22 protein-coding genes and 2 tRNA genes are annotated in these 22,442 nt (G+C 69.8%); 10 read left to right on the top strand and 14 right to left on the bottom strand.

The genetic code is table 11. The features are described 5' to 3' along the window. Positions 1–132: 132 nt before the first annotated feature. Together E1200_RS09785 and E1200_RS09780 are read right to left on the bottom strand one after the other, a co-directional pair. The gene (locus E1200_RS09785) at positions 133–2,664 is read right to left on the bottom strand and encodes a Tex family protein (protein WP_279484070.1); all 2,532 of its coding nucleotides are present in this window, start codon (positions 2,662–2,664) and stop codon (positions 133–135) included. A 162-nt stretch (positions 2,665–2,826) separates the two neighbouring features. Continuing rightward, entirely contained in the window at positions 2,827–3,246 is a 420-nt protein-coding gene (locus tag E1200_RS09780) for a cupin domain-containing protein (protein WP_131951509.1), read from the bottom strand. A 61-nt stretch (positions 3,247–3,307) separates the two neighbouring features. Here E1200_RS09780 and E1200_RS09775 point away from each other — a divergent pair, with 61 nt between their 5' ends. The 4 genes from E1200_RS09775 to E1200_RS09760 all read left to right on the top strand — a co-directional run bounded on the left by E1200_RS09775 (position 3,308) and on the right by E1200_RS09760 (position 7,515). Then, positions 3,308–3,778 (top strand): MarR family winged helix-turn-helix transcriptional regulator, encoded by a 471-nt coding sequence (locus tag E1200_RS09775; protein ID WP_131951508.1) that lies wholly within the window; start codon positions 3,308–3,310, stop codon positions 3,776–3,778. A gap of 193 nt (positions 3,779–3,971) precedes the next feature. Continuing rightward, on the top strand, positions 3,972–5,819 hold the full coding sequence (locus E1200_RS09770) for a glycoside hydrolase family 18 chitinase (RefSeq protein WP_131951507.1): 1,848 nt from the start codon (positions 3,972–3,974) through the stop codon (positions 5,817–5,819). Positions 5,820–5,944: 125 nt separating this feature from the next. Next, positions 5,945–6,769 carry an alpha/beta fold hydrolase gene (locus tag E1200_RS09765; protein ID WP_131951506.1) on the top strand — a complete coding sequence of 275 codons (825 nt, stop codon included), beginning with the start codon at positions 5,945–5,947 and terminating at the stop codon, positions 6,767–6,769. Then, on the top strand, positions 6,766–7,515 hold the full coding sequence (locus tag E1200_RS09760; RefSeq protein WP_131951505.1) for an HAD family hydrolase: 750 nt from the start codon (positions 6,766–6,768) through the stop codon (positions 7,513–7,515). Before E1200_RS09765 ends, E1200_RS09760 begins: the two co-directional genes overlap by 4 nt. Here the strand turns inward: E1200_RS09760 and E1200_RS09755 are convergent. Next, positions 7,503–8,081: a YceI family protein gene (locus tag E1200_RS09755; RefSeq protein WP_131951504.1), complete on the bottom strand. Its 579-nt coding sequence runs from the start codon at positions 8,079–8,081 to the stop codon at positions 7,503–7,505. The two genes, E1200_RS09760 and E1200_RS09755, sit on opposite strands and share 13 nt — an antisense overlap. A gap of 122 nt (positions 8,082–8,203) precedes the next feature. Here E1200_RS09755 and E1200_RS09750 point away from each other — a divergent pair, with 122 nt between their 5' ends. Then, the gene (locus E1200_RS09750) at positions 8,204–8,581 is read left to right on the top strand and encodes a helix-turn-helix domain-containing protein (RefSeq protein WP_207933265.1); all 378 of its coding nucleotides are present in this window, start codon (positions 8,204–8,206) and stop codon (positions 8,579–8,581) included. Positions 8,582–9,223: 642 nt separating this feature from the next. Here E1200_RS09750 and E1200_RS09745 read toward each other — a convergent pair. Next, positions 9,224–9,297 (bottom strand) — tRNA-Pro (locus tag E1200_RS09745). 140 nt (positions 9,298–9,437) lie between these two features. Here E1200_RS09745 and E1200_RS09740 point away from each other — a divergent pair. Next, positions 9,438–9,511 (top strand) — tRNA-Gly (locus tag E1200_RS09740). A 239-nt stretch (positions 9,512–9,750) separates the two neighbouring features. On the opposite strand, the gene E1200_RS09735 is transcribed toward E1200_RS09740, so the two are convergent. After that, positions 9,751–9,948 (bottom strand): helix-turn-helix domain-containing protein, encoded by a 198-nt coding sequence (locus tag E1200_RS09735; protein WP_131951515.1) that lies wholly within the window; start codon positions 9,946–9,948, stop codon positions 9,751–9,753. Positions 9,949–10,121: 173 nt separating this feature from the next. Here E1200_RS09735 and E1200_RS09730 point away from each other — a divergent pair, with 173 nt between their 5' ends. Beyond that, positions 10,122–10,502, top strand: a complete 381-nt coding sequence (locus tag E1200_RS09730; RefSeq protein WP_131951502.1) for a hypothetical protein — start codon at positions 10,122–10,124, stop codon at positions 10,500–10,502. Between the two features lie 191 nt (positions 10,503–10,693). Here E1200_RS09730 and E1200_RS09725 read toward each other — a convergent pair whose 3' ends face one another. From E1200_RS09725 to E1200_RS09705, 5 genes are all read right to left on the bottom strand, one after another. Further along, the gene (locus E1200_RS09725; RefSeq protein ID WP_131951501.1) at positions 10,694–12,223 is read right to left on the bottom strand and encodes a relaxase; all 1,530 of its coding nucleotides are present in this window, start codon (positions 12,221–12,223) and stop codon (positions 10,694–10,696) included. Further along, entirely contained in the window at positions 12,220–12,639 is a 420-nt protein-coding gene (gene mobC, locus E1200_RS09720) for a plasmid mobilization relaxosome protein MobC (protein WP_165950263.1), read from the bottom strand. The genes E1200_RS09725 and mobC overlap by 4 nt, the downstream gene beginning before the upstream one ends. 287 nt (positions 12,640–12,926) lie before the next feature. Further along, the gene (locus E1200_RS34745) at positions 12,927–13,259 is read right to left on the bottom strand and encodes an NUDIX hydrolase (RefSeq protein WP_243708445.1); all 333 of its coding nucleotides are present in this window, start codon (positions 13,257–13,259) and stop codon (positions 12,927–12,929) included. Positions 13,260–14,024: 765 nt separating this feature from the next. Beyond that, the gene (locus E1200_RS09710; protein ID WP_131951498.1) at positions 14,025–16,169 is read right to left on the bottom strand and encodes a competence protein CoiA family protein; all 2,145 of its coding nucleotides are present in this window, start codon (positions 16,167–16,169) and stop codon (positions 14,025–14,027) included. 68 nt (positions 16,170–16,237) lie between these two features. Further along, positions 16,238–16,924, bottom strand: a complete 687-nt coding sequence (locus E1200_RS09705; protein ID WP_131951497.1) for a serine/threonine-protein kinase — start codon at positions 16,922–16,924, stop codon at positions 16,238–16,240. Positions 16,925–17,422: 498 nt separating this feature from the next. Between E1200_RS09705 and E1200_RS09700 the strand changes: the two genes are divergently transcribed. Further along, a complete protein-coding gene (locus tag E1200_RS09700; protein ID WP_131951496.1) occupies positions 17,423–17,812 on the top strand; it encodes a DUF302 domain-containing protein in 390 nt (129 codons plus the stop codon). Between the two features lie 16 nt (positions 17,813–17,828). On the opposite strand, the gene E1200_RS09695 is transcribed toward E1200_RS09700, so the two are convergent. Genes E1200_RS09695 through E1200_RS09685 form a run of 3 tightly spaced genes read right to left on the bottom strand, consistent with a single transcriptional unit; the run spans position 17,829 to position 20,760 of the window. Further along, a complete protein-coding gene (locus tag E1200_RS09695) occupies positions 17,829–18,761 on the bottom strand; it encodes a sulfite exporter TauE/SafE family protein (RefSeq protein ID WP_131951495.1) in 933 nt (310 codons plus the stop codon). Further along, positions 18,761–19,336: a rhodanese-like domain-containing protein gene (locus tag E1200_RS09690; RefSeq protein WP_131951494.1), complete on the bottom strand. Its 576-nt coding sequence runs from the start codon at positions 19,334–19,336 to the stop codon at positions 18,761–18,763. Before E1200_RS09690 ends, E1200_RS09695 begins: the two co-directional genes overlap by 1 nt. A 59-nt stretch (positions 19,337–19,395) precedes the next feature. Continuing rightward, entirely contained in the window at positions 19,396–20,760 is a 1,365-nt protein-coding gene (locus E1200_RS09685; RefSeq protein ID WP_131951493.1) for an MBL fold metallo-hydrolase, read from the bottom strand. 219 nt (positions 20,761–20,979) lie between these two features. Between E1200_RS09685 and E1200_RS09680 the strand changes: the two genes are divergently transcribed. Both E1200_RS09680 and E1200_RS09675 read left to right on the top strand, forming a co-directional pair. Continuing rightward, positions 20,980–21,249 carry a metal-sensitive transcriptional regulator gene (locus E1200_RS09680; protein WP_243708444.1) on the top strand — a complete coding sequence of 90 codons (270 nt, stop codon included), beginning with the start codon at positions 20,980–20,982 and terminating at the stop codon, positions 21,247–21,249. 103 nt (positions 21,250–21,352) lie between these two features. After that, positions 21,353–21,811 carry a hypothetical protein gene (locus E1200_RS09675; protein WP_131951491.1) on the top strand — a complete coding sequence of 153 codons (459 nt, stop codon included), beginning with the start codon at positions 21,353–21,355 and terminating at the stop codon, positions 21,809–21,811. Here the strand turns inward: E1200_RS09675 and E1200_RS09670 are convergent. Next, a partial coding sequence (locus E1200_RS09670) for a YbgA family protein (RefSeq protein WP_131951490.1) occupies positions 21,808–22,442 on the bottom strand: 635 nt, incomplete at its 5' end. The two genes, E1200_RS09675 and E1200_RS09670, sit on opposite strands and share 4 nt — an antisense overlap.

Raw genomic sequence — 22,442 nt, 5'->3', positions numbered from 1 at the left:
CGGCTGAGGTCCGCGGCCGACGCCCGGCGGTCGACGCCCGGCGGTCGACGTCCGAGGACCAGCGGCTCGCGACGCGGCGCGCGGGCGGTCACCGGCCCTCCGTGCGGAGACCGGCGACCGCCCGCGCGGAGCTCAGCGCTTGCCGCCGCCCTTGCCCGGCAGGCCCTTGTCGAGGCCGGCGCGGCGGAGGGCGTCGGCCATGGCGCCGCCGCCGGAGAGGTCGCCGCCGCCCTGACCGCCGCGTCCGCCGCCGCCCTGGCCACCGCGCCGGCCGCCGCGTCCGCCGCCCTGGGCGCCGCGTCCGCCCGCCTGCCCGCCGCGCCCGCCGGGCCGGCCGCCGCCGCGGTCCGGGCGGTCGGCCCGGTCGCGCTGCTCGCCTCGCCGGTCGCCGCCCTGCCGGTTGCCGCCGCCCTGCCTGTCGCGGCCCTGCCTGTCACCACCGGGCTCGTCGTCCAGGCGGAGCGTGAGGGAGATGCGCTTGCGCTGGAGGTCGACGTCCAGGACCTTGACGCGGACGATGTCGCCGGGCTTGGCCACGTCGCGCGGGTCCGACACGAACTTGTCCGACATCGCGGAGATGTGGACGAGCCCGTCCTGGTGGACGCCCACGTCCACGAAGGCGCCGAACGCGGCGACGTTGGTGACGACGCCCTCAAGGAGCATGCCGGGTTCGAGGTCGGAGAGCTTGTCGACGCCCTCCTTGAACGTGGCGGTCTTGAATGCCGGGCGCGGGTCGCGGCCGGGCTTCTCCAGCTCGGCGAGGATGTCGGTGACGGTCGGCAGGCCGAACGTGTCGTCGACGAACTGCGCGGGCTTCAGGGAGCGCAGGACGGCGGTGTTGCCGACGACCTCCTTGATGCCCTTGCCCGCGGTGTCCAGGATCCGGCGCACGACGGGGTACGCCTCCGGGTGCACGCTGGACGCGTCGAGCGGGTCGTCGCCGCCGGGGATGCGCAGGAAGCCCGCGCACTGCTCGAACGCCTTCGGGCCGAGTCGCGGGACGTCCTTCAGCCCGCCGCGGGTGCGGAACGGCCCGTTGGCGTCGCGGTGGGCGACGATGTTCTCCGCGAGCCCCTCGCCGATGCCCGACACGCGGGTGAGCAGCGGCGCGGAGGCGGTGTTGACGTCGACGCCGACGGCGTTCACGCAGTCCTCGACGACGGCGTCGAGGGAGCGCGACAGCTTCACTTCGGAGATGTCGTGCTGGTACTGGCCGACGCCGATCGACTTCGGGTCGATCTTGACGAGCTCGGCGAGCGGGTCCTGGAGGCGGCGGGCGATGGACACCGCGCCGCGCAGCGAGACGTCCATGCCCGGGAGTTCGCGCCCCGCGTACTCGGACGCCGAGTACACCGAGGCGCCCGCCTCCGACACCATGATCTTGGTGAGCTTCAGGTCGGGGTGCCGGGCGATCAGGTCGGCCGCGAGCTTGTCGGTCTCCCGCGAGGCGGTGCCGTTGCCGATGGAGACGAGGTCGACCTTGTGCTCGCGGGCCAGGCGCGCGAGCGTCTCGACCGACTCGTCCCACTTGCGGCGGGGTTCGTGCGGATAAATCGTGTCGGTGGCGACGACCTTGCCGGTGGCGTCCACGACGGCGACCTTGACGCCGGTGCGCAGACCGGGGTCCAGGCCCATCGTCGCGCGGGTCCCGGCCGGGGCGGCGAGCAGCAGGTCGCGCAGGTTCGCGGCGAACACGCGGACCGCCTCGTCCTCGGCCTCCTGCCGGAGCCGGGTGCGCATGTCGATGCCGAGGTGGACGAGGATCCGGGTGCGCCACGCCCAGCGGACCGCGTCCGACAGCCACTTGTCGGCCGGACGGCCCTGGTCGGTGATCTGGAACCGGCGGGCGATCTCCGCCTCGTAGGAGCTGCGCGCGCCGTCCTCCGGGGCCTCCTCGGGCTCCAGGTCGAGGTCGAGGACCTCTTCCTTCTCGCCGCGGAACAGCGCGAGGACGCGGTGCGAGGGCAGCTTCGTGAACGGCTCGGCGAACTCGAAGTAGTCGGCGAACTTCGCGCCCGCCTCCTGCTTGCCGTCCCGGACGCGCGACACCACCCGGCCCTGGTTCCACATGCGTTCGCGCAGGGCGCCGATGAGGTCGGCGTCCTCGGCGAAGCGCTCGACGAGGATGGCCCGCGCGCCCTCCAGCGCGGCGGCCGCGTCGGCGACGCCCTTTTCCGCGTCCACGTAGCCGGCGGCCGCGGCCTGCGGGTCGTGGGACGGGTCGTCCAGCAGCAGCTCGGCGAGCGGTTCGAGACCGGCCTCGCGGGCGATCTGCGCCTTGGTGCGCCGCTTCGGCTTGTACGGGAGGTAGATGTCCTCCAGCCGCGCCTTGGAGTCGGCCTCGGTGATCCGGGCCCGCAGCTCGTCGGTGAGCTTGCCCTGCGACTCGATCGACTCCAGGATCGCGGCGCGCCGCTCGTCCAGTTCGCGCAGGTAGCGCAGCCGCTCCTCCAGCGCGCGGAGCTGCGCGTCGTCGAGGGTGCCGGTCGCCTCCTTGCGGTAGCGGGCGATGAACGGGACGGTCGCCCCGCCGTCGAGCAGGTCCACCGCGACCCGCACCTGCCCCTCGCCGACCCCGATCTCTTCGGCGATGCGCTGGGTGATGGGCCGGACCCCGGGCGCGGGGCCCTGGCCGATGGACGTCTGGCTGGTGGTCGCTGTCACAGCTTGGATTCGCTTTCTCCCCTGGATGTCAGCGTGCATTGTCCAAGGAACGGGCCTCGTTGTCTTGCACACCGGGTGGTTTCGTCGCCGCCGGGCGGCGGCCGGAAACGCGCGGTACGAGGGAAGGGTAGGTCCAAGTCGCCGATGACCGCGGCCGAAAGGTCATCGCGCCCAGGGCGGGACGAGGCGTTCGTCACCCTGCGGGGCGATGTCGCACTTGTCCGCGTCGACGACGGCGTCGGGGTCGTAGACGAGGCAGCCCGCGTGGGCGGCGACGATCGCGGTGAAGCCGGTGCCGTCCGGCGCGGTCAGCCGGCGCGGCGTGTCGGCGGGCAGGACGACGGTGTCGCCCGCGGCCGCCTCCAGCTCGCGGCCGTCGAGGTCGATGGTGGCGGTGCCGTGCAGGAACGTCCAGACCTGCTCGGTGTCGAAGGCGTGCAGCGGCCCGGTCTTGCCCGGCGCCATGTCGACGCGCCACACGGCGAGACCGCCGGTGCCGCCCTGGGTGGGCGTCGCGAAGGTGGTCATGGTGCCGTTGGGCGTCTCGGTGCGGCGGCTTTCGGCGGCGCGGATGAGCGTCATGAGTCCCGGTCCCCTAACTTGGACAATGTGGTTGTCCATATAGTCAATGAGGTTGTCTTTCATGTCAAACGACGCCCCCGGCTTCGAGCTGCCGCTGCGGCTCTTCCTCGCCTTCCGCGTGATCATCGATGAGCTGCACGCGGAACTGGCCCGGGAGGGGCATCCCGGCCTGCGGCCGGCGCACGGCTTCGTCCTGCAGGCCGTCGGCCCCGGCGGCACGACGGCCGTGGAGCTCGGCCGGGCGCTCGGGGTGACCAAGCAGGCGGCGGGCAAGATGGTCGAGTCGCTGGAGCGGATGGGCTACGTGGAGCGCACCGCCGATCCGTCCGACGCCCGGCGCAAGCTCGTGCGGCTGACGGCCGGGGGCGCGGACTGCCTGGACCGCTCCGAGCGGATCTTCGAGCGGATCCGGGACGACTGGGTGCGGCGGCTCGGCGCCGACCGGGTGCGGGCGATGGAGCACGACCTCCGCGAGGTCACGCCCGCCGGGCCGTGGCGGCTGGACGTCCCCGGGTGGTTCGGGACGCCGTGAAGATTCTTTCCGGCATGTCCGGCCAGAGGAGTGCAGGCAGCCGCTTAGACCACCCGTGGGGGCGCTCGCGAGGCGGGCGCGGCCCCCTTGAACGCACCGTTCCACCCGGTTACCATCTGCCCAATTCTTAGGAAACTTTCCTAAGAATTATGCGGGATTCCTGTTTGCTCGGGGGCCGAACGAACGGAGAATCATGTCAAGACCGGGCGGACGGCGGGCCATCGCGCTCGCCGGCGCGACGACGCTGGCGGTCGCCACCGCCCTGCTGACGGCGCCCCCTGCGTCGTCGGCCGGGACGGTCACCGCCTCCTGTACCAAGACCCAGGACTGGGGCACGGGCTTCGAGGGCTCCTGCACCATCACCAACGGCACGGACGCGGCTCTGAACGGCTGGCGGGTCGAGCTGGACCTGCCGTCCGGCACGGCCATCACGACCGCGTGGAACGCGACCAGGACCGTCTCGGGTGACCACTACACGTTCACCAACCCCGGCTGGAACGCGACACTCGCCGCGGGGGCCAGCACCGGCTTCGGGTTCAACGGGTCCGGGCCGGGCTGGCTGACCGGCTGCACCGTCAACGGCGCCGCCTGCGACGGGTCCGGCGAGCCCGGCGGGCCCGGCGGGCCCGGCGGTGACGAGGAGGCCCCGTCCGCGCCGTCCGGGCTGCGGTCCACGGGCAAGCGCGCCACCAGCGTGTCGCTGGCGTGGAACGCGGCGACCGACAACGTCGGCGTCACCGGCTACGACGTCTACAACGGCTCCACGAAGGCCGCCACGGTCACCGGCACCAGCGCGACCGTGGGCGGGCTGTCGGCCGGGACCGCCTACACGTTCACTGTCCGGGCCCGCGACGCGGCCGGGAACACCTCCCCCGCGTCCGGCGCCGTCTCGGTCACCACCGACGAGGGCGGCGACCCCGGCGACGCCGGCGGAAAGGTCGTCGGGTACTTCACCGAGTGGGGCGTCTACCAGCGCAGCTACCACGTCAAGAACATCGAGACGAGCGGCTCCGCCGACAGGCTCACCCACATCAACTACGCGTTCGGCAACGTCCAGAACGGCCAGTGCACCATCGGCGACTCCTTCGCCGCCATGGACAAGGCGTACACGGCGGCCGAGAGCGTCGACGGCGTCGCCGACACCTGGGACCAGCCGCTGCGCGGCAACTTCAACCAGCTCCGCAAGCTGAAGCGGATGCACCCCGGCCTGAAGGTGGTCTGGTCGTTCGGCGGCTGGACGTGGTCCGGCGGGTTCGGGCAGGCCGCGCAGAACCCCGCCGCGTTCGCCGAGTCCTGCTACAACCTGGTCGAGGACCCGCGCTGGGCGGACGTGTTCGACGGCATCGACATCGACTGGGAGTACCCCAACGCGTGCGGCCTCAGCTGCGACAGCAGCGGCCCGGACGCGCTGGGGAACCTGCTGTCGGCGCTGCGGACCAGGTTCGGCTCCGGCAACCTCGTGACCGCCGCGATCACCGCCGACGCCAGCCCCGGCGGCAAGATGGACGCGACCGACTACGCGGGTGCGGCCCGGCACGTCGACTGGTTCATGCCGATGACCTACGACTACTTCGGCGCGTGGGCCGCCCAGGGGCCGACCGCCCCGCACTCGCCGCTGACGTCCTACCCGGGCATCCCGCAGCAGGGCTTCAACTCGGCCGAGACCATCGCCAAGCTCAAGGCCAAGGGCATCCCGGCGAGCAAGCTGCTGCTCGGCATCGGCTTCTACGGCCGCGGCTGGACGGGCGTGAGCCAATCCGGGCCGGGCGGGACCGCGACCGGCCCCGCACCCGGCACCTACGAGGCCGGCATCGAGGACTACAAGGTCCTCAAGGGCCGCTGCCCCGCGACCGGGACCGTCGCCGGCACCGCCTACGCCAAGTGCGGTGACCAGTGGTGGAGCTACGACACGCCGTCCACCATCGGCGGGAAGATGGCCTACGCCCAGGAGGAGGGCCTCGCGGGCGCCTTCTTCTGGGAGCTCAGCGGCGACACCCCGAACGGTGAGCTGATCACCGCCATCAAGAACGGTCTCGGCTGAACCGTTCGCAGAAGGGGGCCTTCGGCCTCCTGCGGCAGCTGAGACAGCGGGCCCCTGACCGTTCGGCGGTCAGGGGCCCGTTCCAGTACGGTCGGTCATGATCGCCTTTGACTTTGGGGGCCGGCGTGCGGGACTGGGAGCTGGGCAGGACGTACCGGAGCGGTTCGGGTGAGGTTCGCTGGGACGTGCTCGGGGAGCCTGGTGCGAATCCCGTCGTCCTGTTGCACGGCACGCCTTTCTCGTCCTACGTGTGGCGTGGCGTCGCGCGCGCTTTGGCTCTGACCCATCGCGTGTACGTGTGGGACATGCCGGGCTATGGGACGTCCGAGATGAGCGATGGCCAGGACGTGTCGCTGGCTGCGCAGGGCCGTGTCTTCACCGAACTGCTGGCCCATTGGGGTCTGGACGACGTTTCTGTCGTCGCACATGACTTCGGTGGGGCCGTGGCCCTTCGGGCGTACCTCCTGCACGGCATTCGTTACCGCGCCCTAGCCCTGGTCGATCCCGTCGCCCTTGCTCCCTGGGGTTCCCCCTTCTTCCGCTTGGTGGGGGCCAATGCGGAGGTGTTCGAGCAGCTCCCACCTGCGCTGCATGGGGCACTGGTGCGGGAGTACGTGTCGTCCGCAAGCCACCGTGGCCTGCACCCCTCGGTCCTGGACGCGCTTGTCCACCCTTGGCTGGGCGACGCGGGGCAGCCGGCCTTCTACCGGCAGATCGCCCAGGCGGACCAGCGGTACACGGACGAGATCCAAGACCGCTACGGCGAACTGGAGCTTCCCGTCCTGATCTGCTGGGGCGCGTCAGACACGTGGATACCCGTTGCCAAGGCTCACGAGCTGACCGCCCTGATCCCGGGATCGCGCCTCCACCTGATCGAGGGCGCCGGCCACCTCGTGCAGGAGGACGCCCCGGCCGAGCTGACCGCCGCGCTCACCGCCTTCCTCACATGATCACCGCCGTCCTGTTCGATCTGGACGGCACGCTCCTCGACCACGAGGGAGCGGCGGCCGAGGCGATCACCGGGTCGTTCCCAGACGCGGACCCGGCGTGGCTCGTCCAGCGCTGGAGGGAGCTGAGCGAGGAGGCCATCGACCGGTACCTCGCCGGCGAGCTGACCCTCGCCGCCCAACGCCGCGTCCGAATCGTCGCACTGGCCGGGGAGCTCGGCCTCGGGGACTGGGACGAGGCGCGTGCGGATGCGTGGTTCCTGGAGTTTCTGGCGTCGTACGAGGCGGCCTGGCGTCCGTTCCCGGAGGTGAGGTCGGCTCTGGAGGCTCTGGCAGAGCGCGGCCTGCGGCTGGGGGTGATCACGAACGGGGACACGGGCCAGCAGCACGCGAAGGTCGAGCGGATGGGGCTCGCGGGGCTGCTCCGCCATGTGGTCGCGTCCAGCGAGACGGGGATCGCGAAGCCCGCCGTCGGGATCTTCCGAACGGCCTGCACGAGGCTCGGTGTCGAGCCGGCCGCCGCGGCCTACGTCGGGGACCGCCTGCTCACCGACGCGCGGGCCGCCGCCTCCGCCGGCCTCACCGGCGTGTGGCTCGACCGCTCCGGAGACCCCGCACCGGACGGCCTGGAGGTCGCGCGCATCACGTCCCTGGACGCGCTCCCCGGCCTGCTCGACACCGCCCCGGAGCCGGCGGGCGGCGCCGCAGGTTCTCGGCGCCGCCCGTCCCGGCCCGGTCAGGACGTCTGAAGGGCCGCCTGGATCTCCAAGGTGATCTGCACCTTCTCCCCCAGCCCGAGCCCGGCGCCACCGGGCACCTTCGTGGTGTCGCCGACACCGAACTCGAGCCGGCTGATCTCGCCGGTCGCGGTCAGCCCCACCCGGGCGCCCTTGAACGGATCGTCCAGGAAGGGGTCGGGGCTGAAGCCGCCGACCTCAAGCTTGAGCGGGACCTGCCTGGTCAGGCCGCGCAAGGTCAGCTCACCGTCCAGGACGAAGTCGTCCCCGTCGGGGCGCATGCCGGTGGAGCGGTACGCCATCGTGGGGTACTTCTCCACGTCCAGGAAGTCGGCGGACCGGACGTGCGCGTCCCGCTGAGCGATGCCGGTGTCGATCGACGCCAGGTCGATCGTCGCGCTCACCGACGAGTCGAGAGGATCGTCGCCGGTCACGATCGTGCCCTCGAACGTCCCGAAGCGCCCGCGGACCTTGCTGACCATCAGGTGCCGGATGGTGAACCCGACGTTGCTGTGGGCGGGGTCGATGGCCCAGGTACCGGCGACGTACCCGGGGATCTCGACAAGCTGGCCCTTCATGCTGTCTCCTTGGGTTATGAAAGGTAAGGCGGTTCCGAAGAGGAACCGCCCCCATGGTGCGGACACCCGCGGAGCCGGCACAAGAAGGCACTTTTTTCTGCCCTGGTCACCTGGAGAGAACCATGCAGCTCACAGCCCATGCCTGCCGAGCACGGGAGGTCCTCGACCGGGTAGGCGACAAGTGGTCGCTCCTGGTGGTCTCCCTGCTGGGCGAGCGGACCATGCGGTTCACCGAACTCAAGCGTGAGATCGACGGCATCAGCCAGCGCATGCTCACCGTCACGCTGCGCGGCCTGGAACGCGACGGCATCGTCACCCGAACCGTCTACCCGGTGATGCCCCCGCGCGTGGAGTACTCCCTGACCCCCATGGGCGCCACACTCATCACGGCCGCCAGCACCCTCGTCGCGTGGGCAGAGGCCCACCGCACACAGATAGACGCCGCCCGAGCCGACTACGACGCCCGCACCGAGGAACCAACGCCACCCCAGCCCCAATGACCCGGCCAGCACACCACCCACGACCGAAGAACCCCGCCCTCACCAACCACCGCCCAAGCTGGGACGGCGAACCGGGGAACAAGCAGCCACGCCTACCCCACCTCGACGGCGCACACCATCACCCATCGCCCCTGCAAGACCGCCCAAGCTCCGCTCGACGCTCCTTGACGTCTTCCAAGAGCGACCACCGCGCCGTCCCGTCCAGCCCACTTCCTCCGTCCGCCCCCACGGTCCGCCGACGAACGCAAGTGCTGCCCCTACTTCCCCTAGGCGAGACCACACCGGAATACCCCCGGGGTTGTGCCAGTCCGGTCGTACGCAAACGTCCGCCATCGAGAACGTAGGCCGCACCACCAGGCACGCGACGTTCTTCCGAACGCTCGGCAACATCGTCGTCGGAGGCGATCTCCTAGCGCGGCGACTGCTGCTCACGCGCGAATGGGGCGCTGGTAACGGTAGAGAACACCGGAACGCGGACCCCGCGAGATAGCCGGCGGGACCAGCCAAGACCCCCGTTAACGGACGCGGGCGGCCGCGACCCAACCAAGCCCTGCCGAAGGCGCTGAAGACCGCTGCAACGGCGGCCCACACCCACCTGGAACGACACACGGCCGCCGCCCGGCACCGGACGGCGGCCACTTGTCGGGCTGGCGGGATTTGAACCCACGACCCCCGGCACCCAAAGCCGGTGCGCTACCAAACTGCGCTACAGCCCGCACACGATGACGGAGTCTAGCCCCCCACGCCCCGGCCCGCCGCTCCATTACCGGCCACCCGGACCACCCGGCACGTCCATCCCCGGAACCCTGTACGCTTACGCACTGACGCTAGAGGGCTCACCGCCCTCCGTCCCTTCGCGGGCGTAGCTCAATGGTAGAGCCCCAGTCTTCCAAACTGGCTACGCGGGTTCGATTCCCGTCGCCCGCTCCACTGTTTCCGCAGGTCAGAGCCTTGTCGGGCGATCTTGAGAGCCTCTTCCAAGATCATTTGTCACCCATTTGTCACTGGGATCTGGTACGTCTGGGCGGCATCCTGGTTCAACTGCCAACCTTGGTGATCATGGTCTGACCGTCTCTGGTGGAGATCAGCACGGTGACGGATCTTGGGTCCTCAACACGGAAGGTCCGGCTCCCGGACGGGAACCGGACCTTCGTTCGTTGGACGGCTCGCTAGCTCGGCTCGATGCCGAGGAGCCGGCGTAGGTCGACCGTCACAACGCGGTAGCTCGCCCCGATGCGGATCACCTTGCAGGGGAACTGCCCTTGGCGGGCGAGCTGGTAGGCGCGCGTGCGTCCGAGCCCGATGGCGCGGGCTGCGGTCTCGACGCTGACCGTGGTGGGGAGCGCGAGCAACTCGTCCTGGCTCATCTGCTTCACGCTCCGGCCCCTCTCCGGGGGTTGCCGAACCATCTCGCCCGTAGCCGTCCGTGCTCGGGAGGTTTCGCTCGTGGCTCGGCCCGTCGGAACGTGGCCGCAGGTGCCGGTTCGGCTACGGAGTTAGGGGACGGTGTTGCGCCGCCTCCAGGCGACATCCCGCTGCCGTGAACGTGGTTGATCGCGCTCCGGGCCTGGTCGACCGCCTCGCTACATCCCGCGCCCTGGTGGCGGGCGTGGAGGATGGCGCGACCGAAGGCATCGAGTGCTTCGTCGAGGCTCGCACCGTGGTCACGAACGAGTCGTCCGTCCAGGTGCTGACGCATGAGGAAGCGTTCGAGTTGGAGGAGAAGTTGGTCGAAGCCGGAGGCGGCTGCGTGGATGGCGTCCAGCACCGCGTAGACGGTCGCCGGCCCGGCAAGGCCCTGCGGTTGGCCGACGGCCTGCTTCAGCGCGCGGACGGCGCTCTCCAGGTCGTGGGCGAACTGTTCGGTCTCGTAGTCGGTCTGGACGTCACGGCCGGGCTGGGTGTGGTCGAAGGTCATTAGTGCACTCCTGATGGTGCAGACCCTCCGCGGGAGGGCCAGAGTTGATCGTGGACATGACCCTTCCTTCCTGATGGGGAGCGGCAGGCAGAAGCTCTGCCACTTCATGACGTTGTTTACGCTCCGTCATTGTGCACGCACTGTGATCATGACTCCACCATTGCGAACGCATCGGCGAGTCGCCCTCCCCCTGGTCAGCGCCTGGGTGCGCCCTTTCGATGCGAGGGCCTCTCGGACGGACGAGCTGCGCGGGTGCCCGTCGACCTCAACCCGTCGACCAGCGGCACAGGGAAGGACTCGGCGACGAGACGTGCCATCGCCCGCTCCCCTTCGAGTGGCGCGGAGGTAGCTTGCCGGGGTTCCGTCCGTCGGACGCCGTGCAGCCGCCCGGCGGCCCGGCGTGCGGCATCGGCTTGGGCAAGTCGCTGCTGAGCAAGACGATGCTCCGCTACCGATTCGATGAGATCTGCAATGTTCGCGATGAGAAACAGCAGATCAACTGTGAGATCCCGCTTCTGCTCGCGTCGATCTCCCCAGCAGACGTTGGTGATCGCAAGCGCCCGTGCTGCTGCGCGCAGGGCGCTTCCGTACGGCGTGACCGGTGGTGGACGGCCGAATGATTCTCGGGCGGCGCGGTCGTAGGCGTCGGCGGCCTTGGCCAGTTCGCGGTTGCCGGTGATGTCCGCCGTGACGTGCAGGACGTCAGCGGCCGCGGCTGCGAGGTCAGCACGGACACCTGGATCATGAAAAACTCGCATCTGCCAAGCCGCTGTCCCGGCTACTCGGGCGGCCTCCTGGTAGGCAGCAACGCGCACCTCGTGGTCGGCGGACGAGCCCGTCGTCCACCTTCGCGACCGGGCCACCGGTCGGCGGACCTCGCTGTCCGTCCACTTATGGCGCAGCTTGGGCAAGGTGAGGTCGGCGGCGAGCTTGCCACCGGAGAAGAAGATCGGTTCACCCTCCGAGTTGGTGTACTCGGGCATCGCGACGGCGTAGCCAGTGACCTCACCGGGCGTCCGGACGCTGAATCTCAGCCGCACCGCCAGCCCGCGCTCGCGCAGGCCGGCGAAGAACGCCTCCTCACTGTCGGACGCTGCGGCGGCTCCGGCCACCTGCCGACGCAGCGCGACACGGGGCGGCTCCTGCAACCCGGCGCGCTGAGCCCGTTCCAGCTCAGCCCGCGAAGGGCGCGGTGCTGCCGTCCGGTCCGCAGGAGCGGTAGGGCACAACCCATACCGTCGCTCGACGGTATGGCACGCCTTGCGGGCCTTGAGGTAGTCACGGGTGATGTTCGGTCGACGGCCGTCCTCACGCGCGAGTGTGGCCACGACATGGATGTGATCGTCTGCGTGGCGTACGGCGATCCAACGGCATGCCTCGGGATCGTCTCGTGGTGCGATGCCGGTCTGGTGCATCAGTTCCTCCGCGACGTCGGCCCACTCCTCATCGGTCAGGGGACGATCGGTGGGGGCTGTGCGGACCGAGCATTGCCAGACCGGCTCGGCGGGCCGACTCCGCTTCATCGTCTCCAGCGGAGACCGCAGCACCTCGGCCAGCGGCCGGAGATCGCGCTTCCCGTCCGCGCGTCGTGCCGGTTCCAGGGCGGCCGGGTGCCGGTACCCGGCGACGATGTGGGGGTCGGCGTGCTCGTTGCGCTTGCCCGGCCCGTACAGGTAGCGCAGCAGGTTGCCGACATCGGCGCCGCGAGTGACCTTCGCAATCACGGTAGACGTCGACCAAGTTCGACGATGACGGCCTCGGTCCGCCGCACCACCTGGAAGCAGTACGCCGCCAGCCACGTCACCGATTCCGGGACCTGGCCGTGGGCGTTGGCATGGCGCACGAGCTGGTTGAGATTGACCCCGACTGCATTCACCTGACGGCTGGCATTGCGCAGCTCGGCATGCAATGCGACGAGAGCCCCGTCCACGGGCCGCTGCTCACGAATCGCAGTCCGAACCATCTTCACAACGAAGGCGCTGCAGGCGAGCCCGGCACGCGTCGCCGCTTCGTGGATCTCTTCGTACTCCTCGTCGCCGACCCGAATTCTCAACTCCCGCTCTCGCCGCCGCCCTCCGCCGAGCTTCGCTCGACGCTGCAGCGGCTCCGAGCCGTCGCTGCCTCGTTTGGATGTCGTCATATACCTCCGCTCCTGCCTTTTTGGGACCGCGCCCGGTCTCGCCTGGCCAGTGTGCTCTCCCGAGCGGGAGTTATCCACAACAGGTAGCGCTCTACCAGCTATCTTGCATCCGCGTTGCATCCGCGTTGAGCTGTTCTACGTCTGCTCGCAAGAGCAGAACCATGCCAATTGACGAGTTTATTCTGTCACTCGATGCCGGGCACTATCGCACCGTTCAAGTCCTCAAGTAGCCCTTCAGGATTCGCTCTGCGAAGCAAGAACAAGAATCGCCGGAAACTTCGGCTGTGTCAGATTCGGCCAGTCGATCTGTGAGGGAAGGCTTTCGAACTCCGGAGGCTGCGAGGAGGAGGGCGGCCATGCTGGTTCCACTGACGATCTTCCCGGCTTTCGACCAGGCCGCGGATGTCGGCCAGGGGCACCCACTCGATCCGCTGGGCTTCCCAGCCCTCAGCAGGTGGTCCGATGTGGATGGCACCGTCTACCCAGAAGATGTGGTCGCGGGCGGCTGCGGCGGCCGGCTCCTCCCCGTCGCGGCTGCCGCCTATGGGGATCTCCCAGCCCCATGCATCAGTGATGAACCGGTGTCGCCACTTCAGGAGTACACGACGCCGATCGTCCACTACGACTGCACCCGCGCCACCGGTTCGGGATCAGATGACGCGGCTCCAGACGGCTGCCGCCGGTGAACTCCCTTGGTCCGTTGAGGGGGCGCAGAAGGCCGCACTCGACGGCACGCTCTGCCTCCTTGAGGGCGCGGCCGACCGCCTCGCCGACCCCCACTCGAAGTGCACATCGACGGCCTGCGCCACCTGCTCGGCGTCATCCTGCTGCGCCTCACCCACCTGAACAGCGGGCCCGGCGCCACCACCGGCCTTAGATATCACCGCCGACTCAATGGATGAGGCGGCATCTTAAGCTTGGGTTGCGCGTAACTCCAGGCAACGCGCTGGACGGTGCCGCAACAGGTCACTGAAGCCATCGGCATCGATGACACATACGTGATGACCTCGCTCACGTTCCTCCTCGGCTCTTATGAGCTTCTCGCTGTAGTGCCGCCGGAGATCGATGACAGCCTGGGACGTGAGATCACCGCACACGACGAGAGTGATCTTGCGAGAGAAGTCGGACTTGCACAGTGCGCCAAGCCTCTCGGCCCGCTCAATGCATTCTCGTCGGAATTTCCACTCGCCGTTCATCAGGATGGCCCTACCTGTGAGGCACACTACCTGTCCATCAAGCGAAGACACCCAGCCGTCGCAGGGCCTTCTGGTCATGTGCGACCACCTCCGATCGGACACGCCCAGCCATCCTGTCACGCTGCAGTGCTTTAGCACATCACCCCCAAGGCAGTTACGAGGAGGGCGTCGTAGGATTCCTGACCACGCTCAGCGGTACCGCCATTTCCGATGAACCCTCAGCACGTCCATTGACCATTGCAGATGCCCCTCCTCCTCATACGAGTCGAACCTCCGGCCAAGAGCCCGGACCACCTCCGGGTAGAGCGGATCCATCTCAGAGTCGCCCGTGACGACGAGCGCGGAGAGCAGCGGGTCTTCACGGTCGGTATCCAAGTCAACCTTGATGAGGATCAAGCGGCGAGATACCGGATCCGTCGGCAACTCCCGCGTTAGAGCTTTTTGAAGCTGGTGCCAGGTGATGAATGACTGGTTACGTGCAGCCGTCTCCAACAGGTGCCGTATGCCCGGCACCACCTTGTCGATGCGATCGTCGCCCGTACGGCGTCCGGTCCCGCGCCCAGGTCGTGGCCCCGGCGCAGCCCGTCCCGCGGAGGCGGGATCCGGCACTTCGATGAGCTGCCGGATTTCATCCAGTCGCCTGCGTGCGGCCCTAACCTGCTTGAGGGGGATCTTCCCGAACATCTCGCAGGCCATGGCGTGGCACTGGCGTGCTTCTTGCCGGTTTCCCTTCTCCAACTCTTCGATCGCCATGTCCAGCCATTGCGACATCTCCGCTTCCGCCTGCCGCGGACTCACGGATTTTTGCTTGCCCGTTTTGCGGATCTCATGCTTGCGGCCGTGTTCCGCACGCTGTTTACGGATTTCCTGTTCGACCCACCTCCGGTCTGCTTCAGACAATCTCGGCAGCACGGAGCCGACTGCCTCAAGGAGTTCCTCGGCCTCGGCGTGGTCATCATCCCCTCGGGCGTTATCCACCTTCCGCAGAAGGGCCTTGACGGCCTTACGCGCTTCGAGATGCTCTGACTTTTCGGCCAGCTCTTCCAGCAGCGAGCCCCGCCGCTTCCCGGCCGTAGGGCGCCGCTCACTCGCCTCGGACAGCGGACGCACGTGTGGAGTCGGCGCGGAGGTGACCGGAGTCGGCGCGGAGGTGACCGGAGTCGGCGCGGAGGTGACCGGAGTCGGCGCGGACCTGCCGAGAATCGGCACGGTGGTGCCGGGAGGGGGCGTGAGCGGCTCGATGCCGGTCGCGTAGATGACCCAGTCCTCAGCGGAGGTCATTACGGTGCATGGGGGGTTGAGCCGGTGCGGTGACTCCGGCAGGAGGCCGCCGACCGGCTCGGGGAGGATCAGTTTCGCCTTGGCCCCGGCGAGGTTCCGGGCGCCGTCCCCGATCCGAACAGGCAGAGAGTGCGCGTTGCGTCCCCAGGCGGCATCGTGCACAGGCGTGCTCTCCGGCGCGCGAGGGACCAGTTTGAGTTGGTCGGGGATGACCTGGAAGCCGGGGAAATCGAGCGTCCTGCCGACCGCCGGAGGTTGCGGTTTCGGAGCCTTCTTCTTTGCCTTCCGAGCGGCAGGCGGGGACGGCGGCGTCTTCCGGCGGCCGCGCGGATGACGTGCCTTCGCTTCGGCGAGGAAGGGCGTCCAGAGTCCCCCGTCGGTCAGCCTGCATTCGGACAGGTCGGCCCACTCGGTCACGCGGCCGCGCGTCTTCGTCCCGATCTTGACGGAACGTTCCATTCCCACGTAGTCGCACTTGATGATGAAGGCGTAGCCCTGCTCGGCGTAGACATGCTCCAGGTCGAGGCCCTCGGCGAACAGCCAGTCGATGTGCTGCCGCCGGCCGTCGGCCAGTTCCCGGTTGCGCTGGTCCCAGAGCCTCTTCGAGTGCTTCCCGAAGCCGTCTCGGATGGAGACTTCGAGGGCTCCGCCGTCCTTCAGGGGGATGGTGACACCACTGCAGACACCGCCCTCCCCGGGGATGTTTCCGTTGAGGCGCATGGCGCCGACCTGCCGCCCCTGATCTTTGACCCAGTCGGCGAGGTCCCGGCGGATGTAGAGGTGGTCGGCGCTCTTCTCGTCGTTGCTGGGCCGCCGACAGGTAACGGCCGCGCGTCCTTCCGCTATGTGAGAGAAGTGCGGAATCCGTATCTCGCCGATCTTTGTTTGCAGTTTGTTGCCGCATCCGCCCAGCCATTTGCCGCAGTAGAAGCCTCGGTGCTGGTAGCGGTCGCGCATGAGCTTTGCGCTGGGGCGGTCGAACGGCATCGCGATCGGGTGCAGGGACATCGGTCCGTCGAGGACCGCCGTTTGAACTTTGCGAGGGTCGAGCATTTCACTTCCAGGGGTATTGCGTAAGGCGAAACACCCGGCCGGGCGGGCCGGAGAAGGACGTCGTGGGCTCAGGCCAGGTGGGCGAGGGCGATGGTGTAGAGGTGGGACGGGTCGGTCGACAGGTCGTGCGACGTCCAGCCGGGTATCGGCCGCACTCCTCGGATCCAGGGACGCAGGCGGGCGTAGACCGCGAGCGCGTCCGCTGGACGTGACTCCGGGTTCTTGGCCAGCAACTCGTCGACCAGGGAAGCCAGAGCGGACGGGACGCCGTGCAGGGGTGGTGGCGGTTCCGACTGCGCGCGGGCTATTTCGTCCAGGACGTGCCGCGACTCGAAGGGGCGCGAGCCGGCGAGTAGTTCGTACAGGAGGCAGCCGACCGCGTACAGGTCGCTGGCGCGGCTGGCGTCCGCGCCGTGCAGGAGTTCGGGGGCCATGTAGCGCGCGGTGCCCGGGACCTGGCCGGTATGGGTGATGCGGGAGAACTCGTCGCCGGTGGAGGTGGCCACGCCGAAATCGATCACCTTGATGGAGCCGTCCGGGCCGAGCATCAGGTTCTCCGGCTTCACGTCCCGGTGGATCAGGCCGGCGTGGTGCGCGGCGGCCAGTACCGCGCACGCCTGGGCGCCGATGAAGGCCGCCCAGGAAAGCGGCAGGGCGCCGTGCTCGTCGAGGAGCTTGCCGACCGAGTCGCCCGGCAGCGAGCGAATCTCCAGGATGGCGAAGCCCGATGTATGCCTGTGCCCAATCCCGGGCATCCACTGGCTTCTTCCATGCTGCTGCGTACGATGAGGCTTAACTGCCTCACGACGGTATATGCTCGACTATGGTCGGAGCTTTACGAAGCAGCATGGGATGTGGAGGAATGGGCTGCTGACTGGCCAGAACTTCGTGAACTTGCTGATCGAGGAACGATCGGGCCGGAGTGGACAGTGGCGACACCACTGCGCACTGAACGGGAACGTCGGGCAGCACTGGTAGAGATCGACGCTTTGGTGGCCGTCTGGCTCGGCATTTCCGCTGAGCAGCTTGTCGCGATCTATCGGTCTCGGTACCCGGTCCTCTCCGACTATGAGGCAAAAATACGTCCTCGAAGTTCTCGCGGGTCAGCTCGGTCGTGGCCATCACTGCCTCCACTGCAGTCGTGATACCGCCGTGGTATAAGAACAAGCGGCCGGCACCACTGATTCCCACTTCCGGATACGGGTAGGGGTATGTTGAAACGGCCCGGACATCGACACGGAGAGGGAAGTTCCATGGAGTACGGCATGACCGTCACGCTGCACCGGCCGTTCGGCGAGACCGTCGAGCGGGTCAGGGCGGCGCTGAAGGAGCAGGGGTTCGGGGTGCTCACCGAGATCGACGTGCGCGCCACGCTCCAGGAGAAGCTCGGCGAGACGATCGAGGACTACCTCATCCTCGGCGCCTGCAACCCGCCGCTGGCCCACCGGGCCCTGGAGGTCGACCGGCGCATCGGCCTGCTGCTGCCCTGCAACGTCGTCGTCCGGTCCGAGGACGGGCACACCGTCGTCGAGGCGCTGGACCCGCAGGTCATGGCCACGGTGAGCGAGCAGCCCGGCCTTCGGCCGGTCGCCGACGACGCGGCCGCGCGGCTCACCGCGGCGCTGGAGTCACTGCGCGGCTGAGCCCGCCGGTCGCACGTCATCGCACCCGTTCCGGCGCGGGTGCGCGCCCGGCGTCCGCGCCGGAGGGCGCCTCCGGCCGTCCGCTCCCGCGCTCCCGCCGCCCGCGCCTGCGCTTCAGGAGCAGGGCGGCCCCGGCCGCGGCCACGGTGACGGCCCCGGACGCCGCCCAGCCGAGGGGCGTGCCGAACACGGCGTCCCGCACCGCGGCCGGCGCCTCCTGCGTCACGACGAACGCGGCCATCACCAGGACGAACCATCCGAACGCCCGGCGCAGCCGCTCCGGGTCGGCGCGTCCGGCCAGCCGCGAACCGGCGACGCCGCCGAGCACCGCGGCACCGGTGACCGCGAGGGTCAGCGGCCAGTCGATCTGGACGGCGGAGAGGTATCCGGCCAGCCCGGCGAAGGACTTCATCGCGATGACCAGCAGCGAGGTGCCGACCGCGGCGGGCATGGACAGCCCGCCGAGCAGGACGAGCGCGGGCACGACGAGGAAGCCGCCGCCCGCCCCGACCAGCCCCGTGACGAGTCCGACGGTCACCCCTTCGGCGAGGATGCGGAACACGGGCCGTTCCGCGTGCCCGCCCTCCGGAGCCCGGCGGCCGCGCAGCATCGCGACCGCGGTCACGGCCATCATCACCGCGAAGGCGGCCAGCAGCACCCCGGCCGGTATGTAGGCCGCCAGCCGCCCGCCCGCGTAGGCGCCCGCCATGCCGGCGCCGCCGAACAGCAGCCCGGTTCGCCAGCGGACGCGCTTGGCGCGGGCGTGCGGCACGACGCCGGCCAGCGAGGTCGCGCCCACCACGAACAGCGACATCGCGATCGCCTGCTTCGTCTCCACCCCGGCCACGTAGACCAGGATCGGCACGGTGAGGATGGACCCTCCGCCGCCGAGCAGGCCGAGCGAGACGCCGACGGCGAGCGCGGCGAGCAGGGTCAGCGCGAGGATCATCACGCCCGCCGATCCCGCAGGAGCGCGGCCATGCGCTCCGCGTCACAGGCGGGCGCCCGGTTGAAGGGCAGCTTGGCGAGCAGCATCCCCATCATGCAGGTGTTGGTCAGCGCCGCGATCGTCAGGCCGGCGCCGATCGCGGCGGCCAGCCACTCCAGGCCCGGCACCGCGACGCCGCCGACGACGCCCAGCAGCACGAGGAGCCCGGCGACGAGGCGCACCTGGCGTTCCAGGTCCCAGCGGGACCTGTTCCGGTTGAGCGGCGCGCCCGCCGCGTCCCAGGCGACGATCCCGCCGTCCAGGATGTGCACGTTGGTCATCCCCGCCTCGGCCAGCGCCCGCTCGGCCTGGGCGGCGCGGCCGCCGGTCCGGCAGACCAGCACCACCTCGTCCAGGGAGCCGCGCAGCTCGGCGCGGTGCTCCCGCAGCGTGTCGAGGGGGACGTTGTAGGAACCGGGGATGTGCGACGCGGCGAACTCGGCGGGGGTGCGCACGTCCAGCAGGCGCGGCGCGTCCGGGGTGGCCAGGCGGTCGCGCAGGCCAGCGGCGTCGATCTTCGGCGACAGGTCGGGCATGTGAACCTCTCTCGTTGTCGGTGCTGTGGTTGTCGGTGCTGTGGTCGTCGGTGCGGGTGTCAGGCGGCGGTCGCGACGACCGGGAGGCCGGCGCGCGCGCTCGCGGCGTACTCGTCGTCGATGGCGACCACGCGCCGCCCGGCCGCCGCCAGGAGCGAGGCGGCCGCGGCCGCCCGGTAGCCCGCCGCGCAGTGCACCCACACCTCGCCGCCGGGCACCTCGTCCACGCGGCGCGGCAGGTCCTGCAGCGGGATGTGCACGGCGCCCTCGATGTGCGACTCGTCCCACTCCAGGGCGCGGCGGACGTCCAGCACCACGACCGGCCGGTGGTGCCGCACGGCGGCCAGCTCGTCGAACGACGCCCTCGGGAAGGACGCCAGGCGCTCCCCGGCGGCCCAGCGCTCCGGGCCGCCGGTGGCCGACGCGGCCGGGCGGTCGATGCCGATGCGGACCAGCTCGCGCTGCGCGGCGGCCACGTCCTCCGGCGTCTCCCCCAGCAGCGTCAGCGGCGTCCCCCACGGGACGAGCCAGCCGAGGTAGGTCGCGAAACCGCCGTCGAGCCCGAAGTTGAGCGTGCCCGCCATGTGCCCGGCCGCGAACGCCGTACGGGTCCGCAGGTCGACGACCCACTCCCCGGCCTCGATGCGGCGGCGCAGCTCGGCGGGGTCGGCGCGGCGCGGTTCCGACAGGTCGGGCGCCTCGGGTCCCGCGCTGTTGGCCGGGCCCATGTGCGCGTAGTAGGCCGGCCAGGCGTCCAGCCCGGCCAGCAGCGACTCCACGTACTCCCGCTCACTTAGGGTGAGCGCCGGATTGGTGCGCTTCTCCCGCCCGATCGTCGACGCCTCGGCCGCCGACTGGGTGGCCGAGCAGAAGCTGCCGAACCCGTGGGTCGGGTAGACCTCCGCGTCGTCGGGAAGCTCGCGCGCGAGCCGGTGCGCCGAACCGTACTGGGCGGTCACGAGGTCGTGGGTGTGGGCCGGTCCGAGCAGGTCCGGCCGTCCGGTGGATCCGTACAGCAGCGACCCGCCGGTGAACACCGCCGGGGCCCTGCCCGGGACCTCCAGGACGTAGGCCAGGTGCGTGAACGTGTGACCCGGAGTCGCCAGGACCCGCACCCGCATCCGCGCGCCGACGCCGATCACGTCGCCGTCGGCCACCGCGTCATGCTCGAAGGCCACGGGATCGGCGGCGTTGACGTGGTACGCGGCCCCCGTCGCACGGGCCAGCGCCAGACCGCCGGTCACATAGTCGTTGTGGATATGGGTCTCGAAGACGTCGGCGACCGTCACCCCCCGCGCCTCGGCCAGGGCGAGCACCCGGTCGATGTCGCGCTGCGGGTCGATCACGAACGCGACCTCGCCGTCGGTGACGAAGTAGCTGCGGTCCCCCAGCGTGGGGGTGTCGATCGGAATGATCTCGAGCACTGGACTGCCTCTCTCCAACTCGTCAGGCGGCGTTCTCGCGCACCCCGTGTGTGCCGCCGGTCCGCCCGGATCTCGCCGCGCATCCCATCGGCCAGATACCCCTGGGGGTATCCACGAGGCAGGGTAATCGAAGGGCGGACCGAGATGCAAATACCCCTAGGGGTATCGAGGAGCGGGTCGTCGCGCGCCGTATACCCTGATGGGTATGAGGAGGGCGATGTGAAGTTCGAGGCGGACGCCCTGGCCGATGTCCTCGTACGCCTGCGGCGTGCGCAGGGGCAGCTCGGCGGCGTCATTCAGATGATCGAGGACGAGCGGGACTGCAAGGACGTGATCACCCAGCTCGCGGCGGTCTCCCGGGCGCTGGACCGCGCCGGATTTAAGATCATCGCAACGGGCCTGGAGAGATGCGTCCAGGAGGGCACGGACCCAGAGCAGGCCAAGGTGGACCGTGCCCAGCTGGAGAAGCTCTTCATGAGCCTCGCCTGACCTGCCGCCACCCGGTTCCCCCGCCCGTCCGACCGCGAGCGGGGGACGGCCGGCTCCCCGCTGTGCGACGTTTGCCGGTGGGGGCGGGTGGTAGGGGTCCGGCATGATCGGAGACGGCGAGTCGCGGGAGTCGCCGGCGGAGCGTCATCGCAGGCCGGAGGATGCCTCTGACGACGCCGTCGCCGCGGCGGGGCGGGTTTCGGAGGCGTTGGAGACCACCGAGCAGGCGCGGGGGCATCTTTACGCGTTTCATCAGCTGACGGGGCGGGCCGACGGGCAGCTCGACGCGGCGGTGGAGCTGTTGCGGGCGGCCGGGCACGATGATCTGGCCGATGAGGTCGAGCGCGAGTTGATCGGGCGGAACGTGCTCTCGGGGCGGTGGACGTTCCAGATCGTCGAGGAGTACGACGACGGGTATTACCAGGAGTTCCGGTCCATCGAGGGCAAGGTGCGGGGACGGCTCACGGAGGGGCGGCGGCACGTCTTCGAGGCCGAGATGAAGGAGCGGCGGCGGACGCATGGGCTGCCGGATCACACCGCGAGGCCGGGCGACGGGGACTAATCCACGCGGAGGGCCGGCGGGTAAGGGGCCAGGTAGGTCTGGTCGGCCAGGTAGGCGTGGTTCTTGGCTTCGGCGTAATGGCGCAGTAGGGCGATCGGGGTGCGCAAAGGCGCCTCGCCCCGGTGGTAGGAACCGATCGCGGCCACTATCTCGTGGCGTTCGGGCGGGTCTAGGCGGTTGCTCAGTGGGCCCAGGACGTGGTTGAGGGCGTTCGTGTGGCGGCCGGGGGTCGGGGAGACCGCGAAGGCTTCGGTGAAGGCGCGGCGGTACTCGGTTTCCAATGCGCCGGCGGGTCGCGTGCCCGCTTCGGCGACCATGCGGCCCATGTGCCGGTAGGCCGCGGGGTCGTGGGCGAGGATCTGCAGTTTGTGGCGGCTGTGGAAGGCGACCAGGTCGCCGGGGTGCCAATCTCCGGCGAAGAATTCGCGGAGGCGGGCCTGGGCGTAGAGGCGCTCGATGAAGTGTTCGCGGAGTTCGGGGTCGTGGAGGTTGGTTGCGGGCAGGTACGGGAGGGGTTCGGCAGATTGGGAGTCTGAGATGTGTCCGTCTGGGTCTTCATCCGGGGGGACGCAGTCGGCGAGGGTCGCCAGGGGGTCGGCGGAGGTGAGCAGGTGACTTGGTGCCGCTAGGC

It is taken from the genome of Actinomadura sp. GC306 (genome assembly GCF_004348665.1).
GTDB lineage: Bacteria > Actinomycetota > Actinomycetes > Streptosporangiales > Streptosporangiaceae > Spirillospora.
The sequence above is the reverse complement of the archived record's forward strand: the minus strand, read 5'-3'. Positions and strand labels throughout refer to the sequence as shown.